Source organism: Dactylosporangium sp. NPDC050588 (genome assembly GCF_040654975.1).
Lineage (GTDB): Bacteria > Actinomycetota > Actinomycetes > Mycobacteriales > Micromonosporaceae > Dactylosporangium > Dactylosporangium maewongense.
In genome coordinates this window covers 22,477-36,662 of record NZ_JBFAJA010000028.1, presented here as the reverse complement: position 1 = coordinate 36,662, position 14,186 = coordinate 22,477, and the positions used below count along the sequence as shown (strand labels likewise).

Here is a 14,186-nt window from a genome sequence, read left to right as displayed (position 1 = left end):
GGCCTGCGAACCTCACTGCTCAGGAATGTGGACGATGAGGTCGACGCTGAGGGCGCAGCCCGGCACCTCCTGGAAGTCCCGTGGGACCTCGTAGAACCCGGCCGCGGGCAGCCCGTTCGTGAAGGGCTCGGGCCAGGCCTGGAAGACGGTCGGCAGGTCCTCGAGGTCGGACAGGAACAGGTCGGCACGGACCGCGTTCTCGATCGAGGTGCCGGCCGCCTCGCAGATCGCCGCCACGTCCTCGTGGATGCGCCGCACCTGGTCGACGATGTGGCGGCGGGTGTGCGGCAGGCTGCGGGCGAATGCGCCGCCGGGCGCGCCGGAAGCGGTGCGTCCGAGCTGAGCGGACAGGAACAGCAGGGAGCCGCTGCGCACGGCCTGGGCCTGGTGCCCGATCGGCGCGAGCGCGTTGTCCGCGCGGATGATGTGGCGGTCGCCGCCGTGCCCGGGACGCGCGACGATGACGTAGATCTCGACGTTGCCGCCCTTGACCCCACCGATGCCGGAGACGGGGACGATGGTGCGCGCGGGCGGCTCGGTCGGCCAGTGCCGGGCCCAGACCTCGTCGATGGCGGGCAGTTGCCGGACGCCCTCGGGCGTCAGGTAGATGACGACCTTGACGACGTCACGCCAGTCCCCGCCGGCCGCCTCCATCGTGATGCGGATCTGCCGCAACGTCTCGTCGGTCTCCGCGGCGACCTGGTTGCCGTACCAGATGTGCTGCGGCACACGGGCGTTCGGGTGCAGGCCGGACTCGAAGTCGGTCGGGATGAAGCCCGCGCTGAACAGGTAGGGGCCGGACTCGACGCCGACCGAGTAGCCACCGAGCGGGCTGTGGACGTCGTGAGCGTAGGCGCGCTTCTCGATACCGGACCCGTCGAGCAACGAGATGAGCTGGATCTCGACGTGGGTGTCGGTGGCCACGAGGCGCTCGACGGGCAGCAGGCAGCTCGCCGGGCGGTCGGACAGGAGGAACTCGTCGCGGCCCTGGATGTACGAGTGCGCGACGAAACGCCAGTCCTCCCAGTGGGTCTGGTAGCGCGGCGTCCACCCCGGCTCCAGGTGCCCGTCGGTGTGGAAGGTCGGCTGCCACTGGTTGATGCACACGCCCTGCTCGAGGCTCGACCCGGCGACGGTGAGCGCGGAGTCGAGGCGGCGGTACACCTCGCGGACCTGCTTCTTCACCGGGTGGCCGCTGTGCAGCGGCAGGCCCGGTTCGACCTGCGCGGCCTCGGCGAGCCCGCCGTTGTCGAAGTCGGTGGCGCTCATCGAGGCGGTGAATGCGAACGGGCCGGCGGTGACGACCGGGCTGCTCGGGTACCAGTCAGGAAAGGACGCGTCGGGCACGTCGTGGACGACGCGGGGGCTGTTGTGGGTCATGGGCGAGGCCTCCAGGGTTTGTGCTGCTCGGAAGGCGTTTTCAGAGGGTCTGGCCGCCGTCGACCATGAGGGTCTGGCCGAGGATCATCCCGTTGACGGGGCTGAGCAGGAACGCGGTGGGCAGGATGAGCTCACGGGCATCGAGGATGCGGCCGGCCGGGATCCCCGCGACGACCGCCGCGGTGAAGTCCGGGTCGGCGAAGAGTGCCTCGTTGACCGGCGTCAGCGTCGCGGTCGGGCCGATCGCGTTGACCCGGATGCCGCGCGGCGCCCACTCGACGGAGAGGGTCTCGGCGAGCATCGACACGGCGGCCTTGCTCGCGTTGTAGCTCGACCAGTCCGGGAAACCGCGGCGGGCGAAGCTCGAGCTGGTCAGGACGATCGAGCCGCCGTCGGTCATCCTCTTGGCCGCGCTGCGGGCCGTGAGGAACACGCCGTTGAGGTTCGTGTCGACGACGGAACGGAAGTCGTCGGCGCCGACCTCGAGCGCGGGCTGGACGACGGCGATACCGGCGTTCGCGACGACACCGTGCAGGCCGCCGAAGGTCTCGACGGCGCGGTCCATGGCCGCCTCGAGGGAGGCCTCGTCGGTGACATCGGCGACGGCGTAGGCGAACGAGATGCCGGCCTGCTCGGCCTGCTCGGCGACCGCGGCCAGTCCCTCCTCGCGTCTGGCGAGTCCGAGGACGTTGGCGCCGAGCTCGGCGAGGCCGAGGGCCACGGCCTGCCCGATGCCGGAGTTGGCGCCGGTGACGACGATGGTGCGCCCGGCGAGGCCGAGGGCCTGCCCGAGCGAGGAGCGCAGCGCGGGGGCGACGAGGTTGGCCATGTCAGTGGTCCATCTGGGGAGCGCCGAGGACCCGCTGGATGAGACGCATCCGCTCCCGCCGGAGCACGGCCTGCAGCCGCTCCGACGGCAGGTGCTCGTCGACGGTCGAGTCGGACAGCGTGCCCTTGCCCGCGAGGACCTCCTCAAGGACGAACAGCCGGTCCTTGGTCACCCACAACTCCTCGGCGAGGCCCTCGATCATCCGGGCGAGATCGTCGATCGTCGCCTTCTCCAAGTACTTAGGAACTTCCATGGCTTCCTCTCAGGGGGTGGCGCGGTGCCGTTCCGCCGCCGGGGCGGAAGCGTGGTGTTTCAGGCTGCGGGCTTGACGCCCTTGGTGATCCACGGGTAGTTGGCCGCGCCCACGCCGTACTCCTGGACGTCGACGAATCCGGCGGACTCGAGCAGCGCCTTCCGGTCGGTGAGGAGCGCGCCACGCCAGAACGGCTCGTTGCGGTGGTCCGTCTCCCAGTCGAGCACCACCGAGCGGAAGAGGCTCTCGTGCTCGCGGTAGGGCGCGACGTCGGCGACGAGGAACTCCCCGCCGGGCCTGGTGACCCGGAACGCCTCCTTGACCACGGCCTTGGCGGCCGGGGCCGGGATCTCGTGGAAGAGGATGAAGGCCGTGGTGAGGTCGAAGGTGTCCGCGTCGTAGCCGGTGGCCTCGGCCTGGGCTTGGCGCAGGTTCCACTCGAAGCCGTTGCGCGCGGCGACGAGCTTGGCGTGCAGCAGCTCGCTCGGGCCGAGGTCGATGCCGTGGATCTTCGCGTCCGGGTAGGCGTGCTGCAGCGCGAGGGCGTAACGGCCGGTCCCGACGCCGAGCTCGAGGATGTTGTCGTAGTGGTCGCGGTTGCCCTCGACGGCGGTGACGTAGCGCAGGTCGGAGAAGTGGCTGCCCGGCTTGATGGCGCCGATCCCGCCGGTCGCGAAGATCAGGTCGTAGACGTAGTCGTGGATGATGAAGCCCATGTGCTCGTGGCCGTCCCAGCCGCCCGGCGTGAGGTGGAACTCCGTCGTCCAGTACTCGGGGATCTCGACGTCCGGGTCGAGCTCGAGCACGCCACCCTTGCCGGCGTTCGCCTCGTACTCCGCCCGGATCTCCGCCGCCCCGTCCTCGTACGCTTCCAGGCCCGCTACGAATTGACGCTCGGCGATGAGCCGGGTGTAGAAGCGGTCCCAGGCAAAGGATCTGGAGCCGTCGAGCAGTTCGTAGCCGCGACGCAGCCGCTCGCGGTCGCCCTCGGGGAGGGTCTCGCCTTCGAGCCGCTTGTCCAGCGTCCGCTCGGCCGAGGCCTGGAGCTCCCGGCCACTCCATGCGGCCATGTCCGCCAGCAGGTTGAAGTTGGCTCGGCCGCGCTGTTTGAGACCTGTCTTCACGTTCATCCCTCCATGGGTGAGCCAGTCATCAATTCCACTATGCGCAACAGCGTTCCATTCAATGCACCATAGCGATCTAGGTATCCGCCGAACAAGAGGTCCGCGTCAACTCGTCCGGCCAGTTCGTCACGGCCACCGGCCTCTGTGTTTCGGTTGCCGGCGGCTTTGTTACGAACACCGGCCTCTTCGTTTCGGTCAGCGGCCTCTTGGTTCAGTCAGCGGCCTCTTGGCCTCTTGGTTCAGGCGGCGGCCTCTTGGCCTCTTGGTTCAGGCGGCGGCCTCTTGGCCTCTTGGTTCAGGCGGCGGCCTCTTGGCCTCTTGGTTCGGTCAGCGGCCCGCCAGGCGGCGGCCCACGTCCTCGGCTGCGATGAAGGACAGCCCGAGCGCCGCGAGCAGCCCGTTGCCGGCCAGGTAGCCGTCCGCTCCCCGGCCGCTCATGCCCACGGCGGCGCCACCCGCCGCGTAGAGCCCCGCGATGGGATCGCCGGCGGCGTCGAGGACGCGGGCCGCCGCGTCGACAGCGAGCCCGCCCTGGGTGTGGAAGAGCGCGGGACGCACCTCGACCCCGTAGAACGGAGCGGCAAGGTCCACCTCGCCCCATCGGGAGCGCCCGTGCGGGTCGGTCGCGCCGCGGCGCCCGGCGGCGGCCTGCGCGAACGAGGCCTCGAGCCGGTCCGCGGGCAGGCTGAGCCGCCCGGCGAGCTCGGCGGCCGTGCTGCCCTGGCGCAGCACCCCGGACTCCTTCGTCTGACGGAAGTCCTCGAAGGCGAGGCACGCGTCGTGGATCCGCTGGTCGAAGATGATGAACGCGCGGTGGTCCGGCTGCGTGAGCTCGAGCGCGGCGAATTCGGAGTAGCCCTGGGTCTCGTCGGCGAAGCGGCCTCCGCTCCTGTTGACGATGAACCCGCCGTGCATCACCGTCGCCCAGCCGACGAGGATGCTGCTGAGCGAGAGCGCCCCGTGGCCCTGGTACGCGTCGAGGCAGTCGACGGCCGCACCGAACGTCCGCCCGATGCTCAGCGCGTCGCCGCGCGAGGCCTCGCTGCCGTGGTAGACGGCGCCGGCGATCTCCGGGATGTGCTCGGCGACGAGCGCCGCGTCGGCCCCGAAGCCGTTCGTCGCGAGGACGAGGGCGTCGCAGGAGATCTCCTCCGTCGTCCCGTCCGGCGCCTCGGTGACGGCGACGAGGGCGTCGTCCTGGTGCCGGGCCGCGACGAGCCGCGCGGGGACGACGATGTCGATCCCCCGCTCCCGGGCGACCCGGTGGAGCATGCCGAGCAGGATCGTGCCGTGCCGCCCCGGCACGGTGTGGCAACGGTGCCGCGTGTGCCCGGGGTACTCGAAATCCGTGACGAGCTCGAGTGGCAGCTTGAGCGAGCCGGCCAGCCACTCGACGAGCGGGGCCGAGATCCGGCTCAGCGCGTCGGTCACGACCGGGTTGGCGCGACCCTTGGTCTTGTGCCGGACATCCTCGGCGAAGATCTCCGGCGAGTCCTCGACTCCTGCGTCAAGTTGGAACAGCGATCCGGCACCCGGAATCATGGCCGTCGACATTGCCGTGTTGTTCGCCAGCAGGAAGTGCTCGTTCGCGTCGATCACCGCGACCGAGAGGCCGAGCTCCTGGGCCCGCAGCGCCGCGACGATGCCGCCGCCCGCACCGGCCACGAGCAGGTTGACGTCCGCCATCTCGTTCTCCTCCTTCGGGAGCGTCAATACTGGTCATCGAAGGTCGCTTGCGTCAGTACCGGTCGTCGGGGGTCGCTTGCGTCAGTACCGGTCGTCGGGGTCGCTTGCGTCAGTACTGGTCGTCGGGGGTCGTGACGCGTCGGAACGGCGACCCCGGCCGGCGGTGGGCGATCGCGAGGCCGATCCCTCGGGGGGAGTCGTCGTCGGCGAGTGAGCTGAAGCCGTAGTAGTACAGATGCAGCCGGTCCTCGACCGGGACCAGCCTGGTCGCCGCCGCGCCGAGGCTGTCCCACGCGCCGGGCTCCCCCGCCGTCAGCACCGGGCCGTCGGACTGGTGGTGCCAGTGCCGGCCGTCGTCGGAGTCGGCGGTCGCGACCGAGCGGCCATGGCGCTCGTCGAGCCCGGTGTAGAGCATGAGCCAGCGGCGACCCTCGCCGAACGGGTTCTCGAGCACCTGCCGCGTCACTATGCCGTGCGAGTCCCAGGGCCGCTCGCCGTCGGCCCAGACGAGCGGCCCCACGCCGGTCAGGACGACCCCGTCGGTGGACACGAAGGTGTCCGTGTGGAACACGCCGAGGTCCAGGGTCGGTGAGGTGGTCTGGACGAAGATCGTCCCGTCGGGGTCACCGAAGGCGTTCGGCCACGCGCGGTAGAGCCGGTCCGGGTCGTAGTCGAGCAGGGCCCCGCCGGTGGCCGGGCCGGGGACGCGGGTCCAGGTCACCCCGTCGGGGCTGATCGCGTGCCCCGGGCGCATCCCGAGCCCCGTCACCGCCCCGAGCCGTGTCTGGCTCGCCCGAACGGTCAGGTCGCCGCCGAAGTACCACAGGTGCCAGAGCCGCCCGTCGAAGGTGACATCGGTGAGCCCGACGTGGGAGGCGTCGAAGCCTGCCGGGTCGCTGCTCGGGGCGAACACCGAGCCGAGCTCTTCAGGGCCGTCGAACCTCTCCCACCCGATGCCGTCGGGAGAGGTGGCCAACGCGATCCGCCCCGACCCCAGCGTGCCCGGTGCCGGGCGGTCGTAGGCGCGGTCGCGGCAGTAGTACCACATGCGCCAACCGGCGTCGGTACGGTGCACGACGGCGCCACCCACCCGGTAGTCGTCACAGCGGCCCGCGGGGCCAGGCCCGAGAAGGAACCCGTCCATGCGCATCGTGCGGCCTCCTGTCCGTCAACGCCGTGCTCCCCGGCCGCAGCCGCCCCGTCGGCACGACACCTGTCAGTTACCTGTTGCTCCGTCTCACGCCGGCGCCGCGCTGTACATCTGCCGCAGCACCTGAACTCGCTGGTGCACGGCGACGACGTGCTCGGCTGCCGCGGCCATGGCGGCGTCGGCCATCTGACCGTCGGGCAGGACGACGACACCCGCCGCGACCTGCTGGCCCTGGGCGAGCGCCGCGAGCAGACTCTCGGCCTTCTCGACCTGCGCCGGCTCGGGTGCGAAGCCCTCCACGATCAGCGGCAGTTGCCGCGGGTGGACGGCGGTGCGCCCGAGAAACCCGGCGGCACGCCCGGCCGCGCAGGATCGGAGCAGACCTTCGTCGTCGTTCAGCCGGGGGTGGACCGACATCATCGGCGGCGGCAGCCCCGCGGCGCGGGCGGCGACGACGAGTCGCGAGCGCACCCAGTCCAGCCCACCGTCCCCGGTCAGCCGCAGATCCGAGCGCAGGTCCGCCTCGCCCAGCGCGACCGACGCCACCCCGTGCGCCGCGGCGATCTGCCCGAGCCGCTCGACGCCGACGGCCGTCTCGACGAGGACCGACACCGGCACGTCCCGCTCGAAGCAGGCCCGCACCGAGTCGACGTCCTGGGCCGACTCGACCTTGGGCAGCCGGACCGAGTGCACGGTGACGTCGGCAAGGACCTCCGCGAGCGCCTCGAGGTCGGCCCGGCCCCACGGACTGCTCACCGGGTTGACCCGGACGCACAGGCGCGCGGTGCCGGGCAGCGACGACCGGCGCCGCAGCAGGTCGACGACCTCGCGCCGCGCCGCGTCCTTGCGGCTGGGAGCGACGGCGTCCTCCAGGTCGACGATGACGACGTCGGCGATCGTCGCGAGGGCCTTGTCGTGCCGGTCCGGACGGTCCGCCGGCACGTAGAGTGCGGTGAGCTCGGGTGCGGGACTGTGTGCCTTGAAGGGATCCACGCCGTCCTCCTCTCGCGTCGGCGGCCGGTTGTCGCGGGCTGCCTACTCGGTGGTCAACGGACGCCGCTGGTACTGACCGCGGGGCTCGCCCTGGATCACCCCATCGGCCAGGACGTGGTGGCCGCGCACGAACGTGTCGGTCACGGCGGCGGACAGCTCGAACCCCTCGAACGGCGTGTACTCCTGCGTCGAGAGGGAGTCCTCGGCGCGCACGACCCAGGACCGCGAGTCGTCGACGAGGCAGAAGTCGGCGTCGTGCCCCACCTTGACGACGCCCTTGCGACCGGAGAGCCCGTAGCGCTGTGCCGGGTTCCACGAGGTCAGGGCGGCGATCCGGTCCAGGCCGAGGCCCCGCTTGCGACCTTCGGTGATGAGCGCCGGCAGGAGGTACTCCGCTCCGCCGAAGCCGGACTTGGCCACGAAGACGTTGTCGCGCTCCTCGCCGAACTTCATCTCGTCGCGGCAGCAGGCGTGGTCGCTGACGACCCAGTCGATCTCGCCGGCGAGGACGTGCTCCCACAGCCCCTCGACATCGTCACGCGAGCGGAGCGGGGGGTTGACCTTGCCGCCGATGCCCGACGCGCTGTGGTAGTCGGCGATGAGGTGGCCGATGGTGACCTCGCGGCGGAAGTCGATGTGCGGGAAGGTTTTCGCCATGAGCAGGGCCGCCTCGACCGCCTTGCGTCCGCTCAGGTGCAGCAGGTTGATGTTCGCCAGCCGCGTCTCGTGGGCGAGGTAGGAGGCGATGGAGATGGCCAGGCCCTCGGAGTGCGGAGGCCGGGAGGCGGAGTACGCCTCGAGCCCGGTGAGCCGCCCCTCCTGCTCGACCATCGCGGTGTAGGCCGACATGATCTCGGCGGTCTCGCAGTGCATGCTGAGGGAGATGGAGTCCGCGATCTGCGGCTCGGCCTCCCGGGCCGCCTGGATGCCGCGCATGACGAACTCGAAGTGCGCGAGGTCGTAGCGCTCGCCCTCGGGGGTCATGAGGAACGAGCTCTGGTCCGCGGACCGGCCGTGCAGGCCGTGGCCACCGTAGAACATGAAGATCTTGAACGACGTGACGCCGTGCTCCTTGATGAGCTCGGGGATCTCGCCGATCTGCTCCTTGGACATCGGCGCGAGGTGGAAGGCGTAGTCGATGTACGCCCGGCCCTGGCTGCGCTCGAGCACCTCGGGGAACACGTCACGGTACGCGCCGCCCTTGTTGAGGTAGTACTGCCCGGTGCGCATGTAGTTGAGGCCCGTCGTCACACCGCCCTGGGCCGCCGCCTTCGACTCGGTCTCCGTGTCGATCTCGAGCGGGTTGTAGATGCCCCAGTGCTGGTGGGCGTCGACGACGCCGGGCAGCGCGAGCTTGCCGCCACCGTCGACCGTCGTCGTGGCGGTGGCGTCGCCGAGGTGGCCGATGGCGGCCACCCGCCCGTCCGTCACGGCGATGTCGGTGAGCACGGTCTGGGGCGACTCATGGGTGACGAGGCGAACGTCGCGGACGATGAGGTCGTAGTTCATAGGTCGCCTTCCTGCGCGGTAGTGGTGACGGAGTACTCGATGGCCGCCACGTCGTCGAGGGCGGAGAGGGCGACGCCGACGTCGCTCAGTTCGTCGAGAGCCAGCACGCGCGCCGCGATCCGCGCCACCGCTGTCTCGGGAAGGTGCCGCCCCGCGTTGTCGCGGAACTTGAGCTCGACCTCGTCGTCGGAGAGCGGGTGCTGCGGACCTCCGCGGTTGACGAGGACCCGCTCGGTCACGGCCGAGCCGTCGACGAGCTCGGCGGTGAGGACCGCGGGGAACTGGTCCGGGAAGATCCGGGTGCACTCGTCGTCGGCGACGACGCTGACCTTGTCCATGATCTCCCGGCGCATGGGGGCGGCCGCGAGTTCGTCGGTGTAGTCGTCGAGGCCGACCCCGAGGCCGCCTCCCCCGCCGAGCAGGCCGACGGCGACGGCGTACGGGCCGGAGAACTGGGCCTGATAGCCCGTGGCCGGGCGGCGCTTGCCGTCGATCGGCTCGCCGATCGTCCTGATGACCGGCGCCGGGACACCGAGGGTGAGGCTGCGCACCGCACGGTGGTCCACGCCCCTGCGCCGCAGCGCGGTGGCGGCGTCGATGGCGGCGTGGGTGAAGTGGTTGGCGGGGTACGGCTTGAAGAAGATCCTGGGCACCTCCCACTCGGTTCCCAGGCCCTCAAGGATGGCGGCGGGGTCGAACTCGCCGCGCAGGAACGCCTCGAAGAACCCGAAACGCCCTTCGAGCACGGTCGGCGGACCCGTGATGCCCCGGCTGACGAGGTCGGCCGCCGTCACGGCGGAGTGCGCGGCCCAGCCGCAGTGCAGCCGCTTGACGTTGCCACCGGTCCGGTTGGCCTCGATGATGCCGGCGGCCATGGACGCCGCGACGCCGAGGGAGCTCGTCAGCTGCGCCTCGTCCTGGCCGAGGACGACCCCCACGGCCACCGCGGCACCGAGGGCGCCGCAGATCGAGGTCGCGTGCTGCCCGTGCTCGAAGAACACCGAGTTGCCGGCCTGCCGGTCGTAGCCGGCCATGCCGATGCGGACGCAGACCTCGAGACCCACGGCGATCGCCGTGACCGCCGTGCGCCCGTCGGTGCCCGCGCGCTCGGCGGCGGCGAGCACGCTGGGCACGATGGTCGCGCTCGGATGCAGCACCGAAGGCAGATGTGTGTCGTCATAGTCGAGGGAGTGGGCGAGCACCCCGTTGCCGAAGGCGGCGAGCGCGGCGGGGACCCGGTGCGGCACTCCGATCGCGCGCGCCTGCGGGGCACCGCCCTGCTCGGCGACGTAGTCGATGACGGCCTGACTGCTGTCGAGGCTCTGCGCCGCGATGCAGATGCCGAGCGTGTCCAGAACCCGCTGCCGCACGCTGGCCGTGACCGCCAGGGGCAGGTCCTCGTAGCGGGCCCGGGCGGCGAACCGCGCGATCGCCTGGGCGAGGGTCGCGTCATGCACCGCTCGTCACCGCCAGGGGACGGACCGGCGATCCGGTCGCGCCGTAGAACTTGAGCGGCGAGGCGACGAAGACGAACTCATGCACGCGCTGGGCGGCGAGCTCCTCGAGGTCGAGGGTTTCCATGATGTAGATGCCGGCATCGACGAGCAGTACACGGTGAGCAGGCAGGACGCTGTGTCCCGCGCCCGGCGGGAGGCACTCGAAGGCGATGGTGTCGGCGCCCGCGGCGACGACGCCCCGATCCGCGAGCCAGCGCGCGCCGGCCTCGCCGACACCGGGAACGCCGGATTCGCCGCCGATGAAGACCGAGCGGTCGGGGTTGTCGAAGTGCCTGCCCCAGCCGCTGCGGATCAGGACCACGTCACCGGCCGCGATGGACCCGCCCTGACGTTCGAGGGTGACCTCGAGGTCGTCGGGCGTGATCTCGTAGCCGGGAGGGCATCCCTCAGGGGTGCCGAGAGCCGCCGGCACGTCGAGGAGGACGCCACGACGCACCATGGCGGGGATGGTGTGCGCCCCGAGCTCGATGAAGCGGCCGCCTGAGGAAGCCTCATAGGCGTCCGAGCCGTCGAAGAGGCGGCCGTCCTGCGACACGTGGGAGAGGGCGTCGATGTGCGTGCCGACGTGCGTGCCCATGGTGATGATGTCGTTCGAGGCCGAGCCGCCGTCCGCCCGCACCATGTCGCCGTGCCGGCGCGGCAGCGCGTGCCAGTAGTGGGGGTGGTTGGGAGACTGGGGCATCCCCACGAAGAGGACCCGCCCCAGGTCGAAGACGCGCACGCCCTGTGCCACGGCTTCGATCAACACGTCATCCGGCACGTGAACCCTGTCCTCCGTTTCCGGTCGGGCATTGAAGGCGCCCTGCACCTCCGGTCCCGCTGATGTAGTCACGGAGACTAGCCGAGAAACCCGTAGAGCGGAACACCATTGCGCCCTGTGGAAAGTGTCTCTTTCGCGGTACGACACCAGCGTCAGCACTGCGCTCCCGACAACCTCGGGGCGAGGCGATTGACTCCAAGCGACATCGAACCTAGCTTTGGTTCGGAACGACGTTCCACTGATCGGAACCAAGGAGGGACATGTCTCAGGATTCGTTGCGTGGCGTCAGGGTCATCGACGCGTCCACGATCCTGGCAGGCCCGCTGTGCTGCCAGATCCTCGGCGACTACGGAGCCGAGGTCATCAAGCTGGAACATCCGACCAAGGGCGACGCGCTACGAGGTCACGGACCGTCCAAGGATGGGGTCCCGCTGTGGTGGAAGGAAGTGTCCCGCAACAAGCGGGCCGTCACGCTGAACCTGAAGGTGCCCGCCGGTGCCGAGGTGCTCAAACGCCTCGTGTGCGAGGCGGACGTGCTCGTCGAGAACTTCCGTCCGGGGACGCTTGAGCGCTGGGGGCTGTCGCCCGAGGCGTTGCACGCCCTCAACCCCGGACTCATCATCGTGCGGATCACCGGTTTCGGCCAGAACGGCCCCTACGCCTCACGTCCCGGGTTCGGGACCCTGGCGGAGGCGATGAGCGGCTTCGCCCACCTCACCGGCGAGGCCGACGGCCCTCCGATGCTGCCCGCCTTCGGCCTGGCCGACAGCATCGCGGGCATCGCCGCCTCCTCCGCCGCCGTCATGGCCCTCTACCACCGGGACGCACGCAACGGCGCCGGCCAGGTCATCGACCTCAGCCTCATCGAGCCGATCCTCACCGCGGTCGGCCCCGGTGTCACCGTCTACGACCAGCTCGGCGTCGTCGAACAACGGCACGGCAACCGCTCGACGAACAACGCCCCCCGCAACACCTACCTCACGAAGGACGACCACTGGGTGGCCGTCTCGACATCCGCCCAGGCGATCGCCGAGCGGGTCATGCACCTCGTCGGCCACCCGGAGGTCGTCGACGAGCCGTGGTTCGCAGCCGGGCACACACGCGCCGAACACGCCGACGAACTCGACGAATACGTCGGCACCTGGGTCCGCAAGTACAACCGCGACGAGGTCCTCGCGGCCTTCGAGCAGGCCGGTGCCGCGCTCGCCTCCGTCTACTCCGCCGCCGACATCGCCCACGACCCACACATACGCGAGACCGAAATGATCACGCAGGTCGAGGACCCCGAACTCGGACCGATGCTCATGCACAACGTCATGTGGCGGATGTCGCACACACCCGGACGCATCCGCTTCACCGGCCGTCCCAAGGGCGCCGACACGGAAGAGGTGCTCACCGAGCTCGGCTACACACAGGAGGAGATCGCCGAGCTGAACGCGGCCGGAGCCGTCTGACGCGAAGACACCCGCAACCACGCGACGCCTCACGCTCACTCCTGCGGCGGCGCCTCATGCATCTCTCCTGCGCAGGAGGACGGTGGCTAAGGCGAAGGTCAGCGCCGTGTACGCGCACAGGACAGCGAGGCCGGCCCACGGGGACAGCGGGTAGTAACCGGTGGCGGGGGTGTACACGCTGTCGACCTGGGAGTAGCGGGTCAGGGTCTGCTGGACGGCCAGGGCCGCCGCGGGGGTGAACGTCGCCAGCCACTCGGCCATGGGTGGCGGCAGGAACGGCGTCCGCGCCAGCAGGTGGGGCAGCACGGTGGCGACCACGACGGCGGTCACCGCGGTGGCGCCGCGCCGCACGACCGTCCCGACGGCGAGCGCGAAGACGGCGGTGACGGCGAGCAGCGCGGCGGTGCCGGCCTCGGCCCGCAGCAGGGTGCCGTCCGTCGCCGGGAACACGGTGAGACCGAGGCCGCGGACCACCCGCAGCCACAGTGGCACCGCGATGACCGTCGCGGCGAGGCAGACGGTGAACGTGACGCCGGCGAGCACGGTCGCCTTGGCCGCCAGCAGACGCACCCGGTGTGGGCTCGCGCTGAAGGTGGTGCGGATCAGCCCGGTCCGGAACTCGGTCGTGATCATCTGGGTGGCCACCACGACGATGACGACCAGTGCCGGGAACGTGCCGAAGAGCAGGTCGGCCGCGGTGGCACCGACGGGCACCTCGCTGCGGGGCGCCGGGCCGAGGTCGCCGGCGCCGGTCACGGTGAAGCCGTCGCCGGACGCGGTGAACCCGCCGGACGTGCCGGACGGATAGCCCGCGAACGTGGCCGTGCCCGCTCCTCGCTGGTCACCGGTCCAGTCGGCGGCAGGCCAGGCGCCCGCCAGTTGCGGGTCGCTGAACGTGGCGGTGGCCGTGTTGCCGGCGGTGCCGATACCGTCGACCAGTGGCGGGCAGGCCACGAACAGGCCCACCTGCACGGTGCCGGACAGTCCCGCCAGCCGCACCGAGTCGACCTCGCTCCAGCTCGCGCCGTCGGCGGAGACCTCACCGGTGACCGTGTCGCCGGATCGGGTCAGGCGCAGCCAGCCGCCTGCCGTAGCGGCGCGGTCGTGCAGGTAGTCGTGCTGCATCCGTACACCATGAGCCGCCGTCATCATGATGGCCGCATAGCGGGCGCCGGGCTCGGCTCCCGCGCTGACGATCAGTCCCGCCTTCGCCCATGGGCTGGTGGACGAGGGGGCGGTGACCGCGACGGTGATGCTGCCATCGCCGAACAGCGGGCGGTGCACGAAGAAGTAGGCGTCGCTGACGGGTTCGCCGTGCGGCCCGATGGGCACCGTCGTGCGCTGCTCGGGTGCCCCGCCGGCCAGACCCGTGAGCGGGAACAGCACGATCATCAGGGCGGCGGCCGCGGCGGCGCGCACCCAGCCGGGCACGGTGCGGAACTTGGTCCATTCCGACCGCAGCAGCCTGGTGACTTGTGTCATGGCTTCGGTTGTACGCCGGCGGGGGTGACAGGACGGTGTCGATCGCTGT

12 protein-coding genes are annotated in these 14,186 nt (G+C 70.9%); 1 reads left to right on the top strand and 11 read right to left on the bottom strand.

What is annotated here, in order from left to right; all coding sequences use genetic code 11:
* Nucleotides 1–12: 12 nt before the first annotated feature.
* The 10 genes from AB0I21_RS20885 to AB0I21_RS20840 all read right to left on the bottom strand — a co-directional run bounded on the left by AB0I21_RS20885 (nt 13) and on the right by AB0I21_RS20840 (nt 11,249).
* Nucleotides 13–1,380 carry a RidA family protein gene (locus AB0I21_RS20885; protein ID WP_354891857.1) on the bottom strand — a complete coding sequence of 456 codons (1,368 nt, stop codon included), beginning with the start codon at nt 1,378–1,380 and terminating at the stop codon, nt 13–15.
* Nucleotides 1,381–1,420: 40 nt separating this feature from the next.
* Complete coding sequence (locus tag AB0I21_RS20880; RefSeq protein ID WP_360563319.1) at nt 1,421–2,209, bottom strand: SDR family oxidoreductase; 789 nt, start codon at nt 2,207–2,209, stop codon at nt 1,421–1,423.
* Between the two features lies 1 nt (nt 2,210).
* Nucleotides 2,211–2,462: a hypothetical protein gene (locus AB0I21_RS20875; protein WP_360563318.1), complete on the bottom strand. Its 252-nt coding sequence runs from the start codon at nt 2,460–2,462 to the stop codon at nt 2,211–2,213.
* A 59-nt stretch (nt 2,463–2,521) separates the two neighbouring features.
* Nucleotides 2,522–3,586 (bottom strand): class I SAM-dependent methyltransferase, encoded by a 1,065-nt coding sequence (locus tag AB0I21_RS20870; RefSeq protein WP_360563316.1) that lies wholly within the window; start codon nt 3,584–3,586, stop codon nt 2,522–2,524.
* A gap of 327 nt (nt 3,587–3,913) precedes the next feature.
* Nucleotides 3,914–5,272 carry an FAD-binding protein gene (locus tag AB0I21_RS20865; protein WP_360563315.1) on the bottom strand — a complete coding sequence of 453 codons (1,359 nt, stop codon included), beginning with the start codon at nt 5,270–5,272 and terminating at the stop codon, nt 3,914–3,916.
* Between the two features lie 109 nt (nt 5,273–5,381).
* A complete protein-coding gene (locus AB0I21_RS20860; RefSeq protein ID WP_360563313.1) occupies nt 5,382–6,416 on the bottom strand; it encodes a hypothetical protein in 1,035 nt (344 codons plus the stop codon).
* 93 nt (nt 6,417–6,509) lie between these two features.
* Nucleotides 6,510–7,415 carry a CoA ester lyase gene (locus AB0I21_RS20855; protein ID WP_360563311.1) on the bottom strand — a complete coding sequence of 302 codons (906 nt, stop codon included), beginning with the start codon at nt 7,413–7,415 and terminating at the stop codon, nt 6,510–6,512.
* Nucleotides 7,416–7,457: 42 nt separating this feature from the next.
* On the bottom strand, nt 7,458–8,924 hold the full coding sequence (locus tag AB0I21_RS20850) for a dihydroorotase family protein (RefSeq protein ID WP_360563309.1): 1,467 nt from the start codon (nt 8,922–8,924) through the stop codon (nt 7,458–7,460).
* Nucleotides 8,921–10,381, bottom strand: coding sequence for an MmgE/PrpD family protein (locus AB0I21_RS20845; RefSeq protein WP_360563308.1), 1,461 nt, complete (start codon nt 10,379–10,381; stop codon nt 8,921–8,923). Before AB0I21_RS20845 ends, AB0I21_RS20850 begins: the two co-directional genes overlap by 4 nt.
* Nucleotides 10,374–11,249 (bottom strand): cyclase family protein, encoded by an 876-nt coding sequence (locus tag AB0I21_RS20840; RefSeq protein ID WP_360563306.1) that lies wholly within the window; start codon nt 11,247–11,249, stop codon nt 10,374–10,376. Before AB0I21_RS20840 ends, AB0I21_RS20845 begins: the two co-directional genes overlap by 8 nt.
* 212 nt (nt 11,250–11,461) lie before the next feature.
* Between AB0I21_RS20840 and AB0I21_RS20835 the strand changes: the two genes are divergently transcribed.
* A complete protein-coding gene (locus AB0I21_RS20835) occupies nt 11,462–12,655 on the top strand; it encodes a CoA transferase (protein WP_360563304.1) in 1,194 nt (397 codons plus the stop codon).
* A gap of 54 nt (nt 12,656–12,709) precedes the next feature.
* Here the strand turns inward: AB0I21_RS20835 and AB0I21_RS20830 are convergent, their stop codons facing one another.
* Nucleotides 12,710–14,137, bottom strand: coding sequence for a hypothetical protein (locus AB0I21_RS20830; protein WP_360563302.1), 1,428 nt, complete (start codon nt 14,135–14,137; stop codon nt 12,710–12,712).
* Between the last annotated feature and the right edge of the window lie 49 nt (nt 14,138–14,186).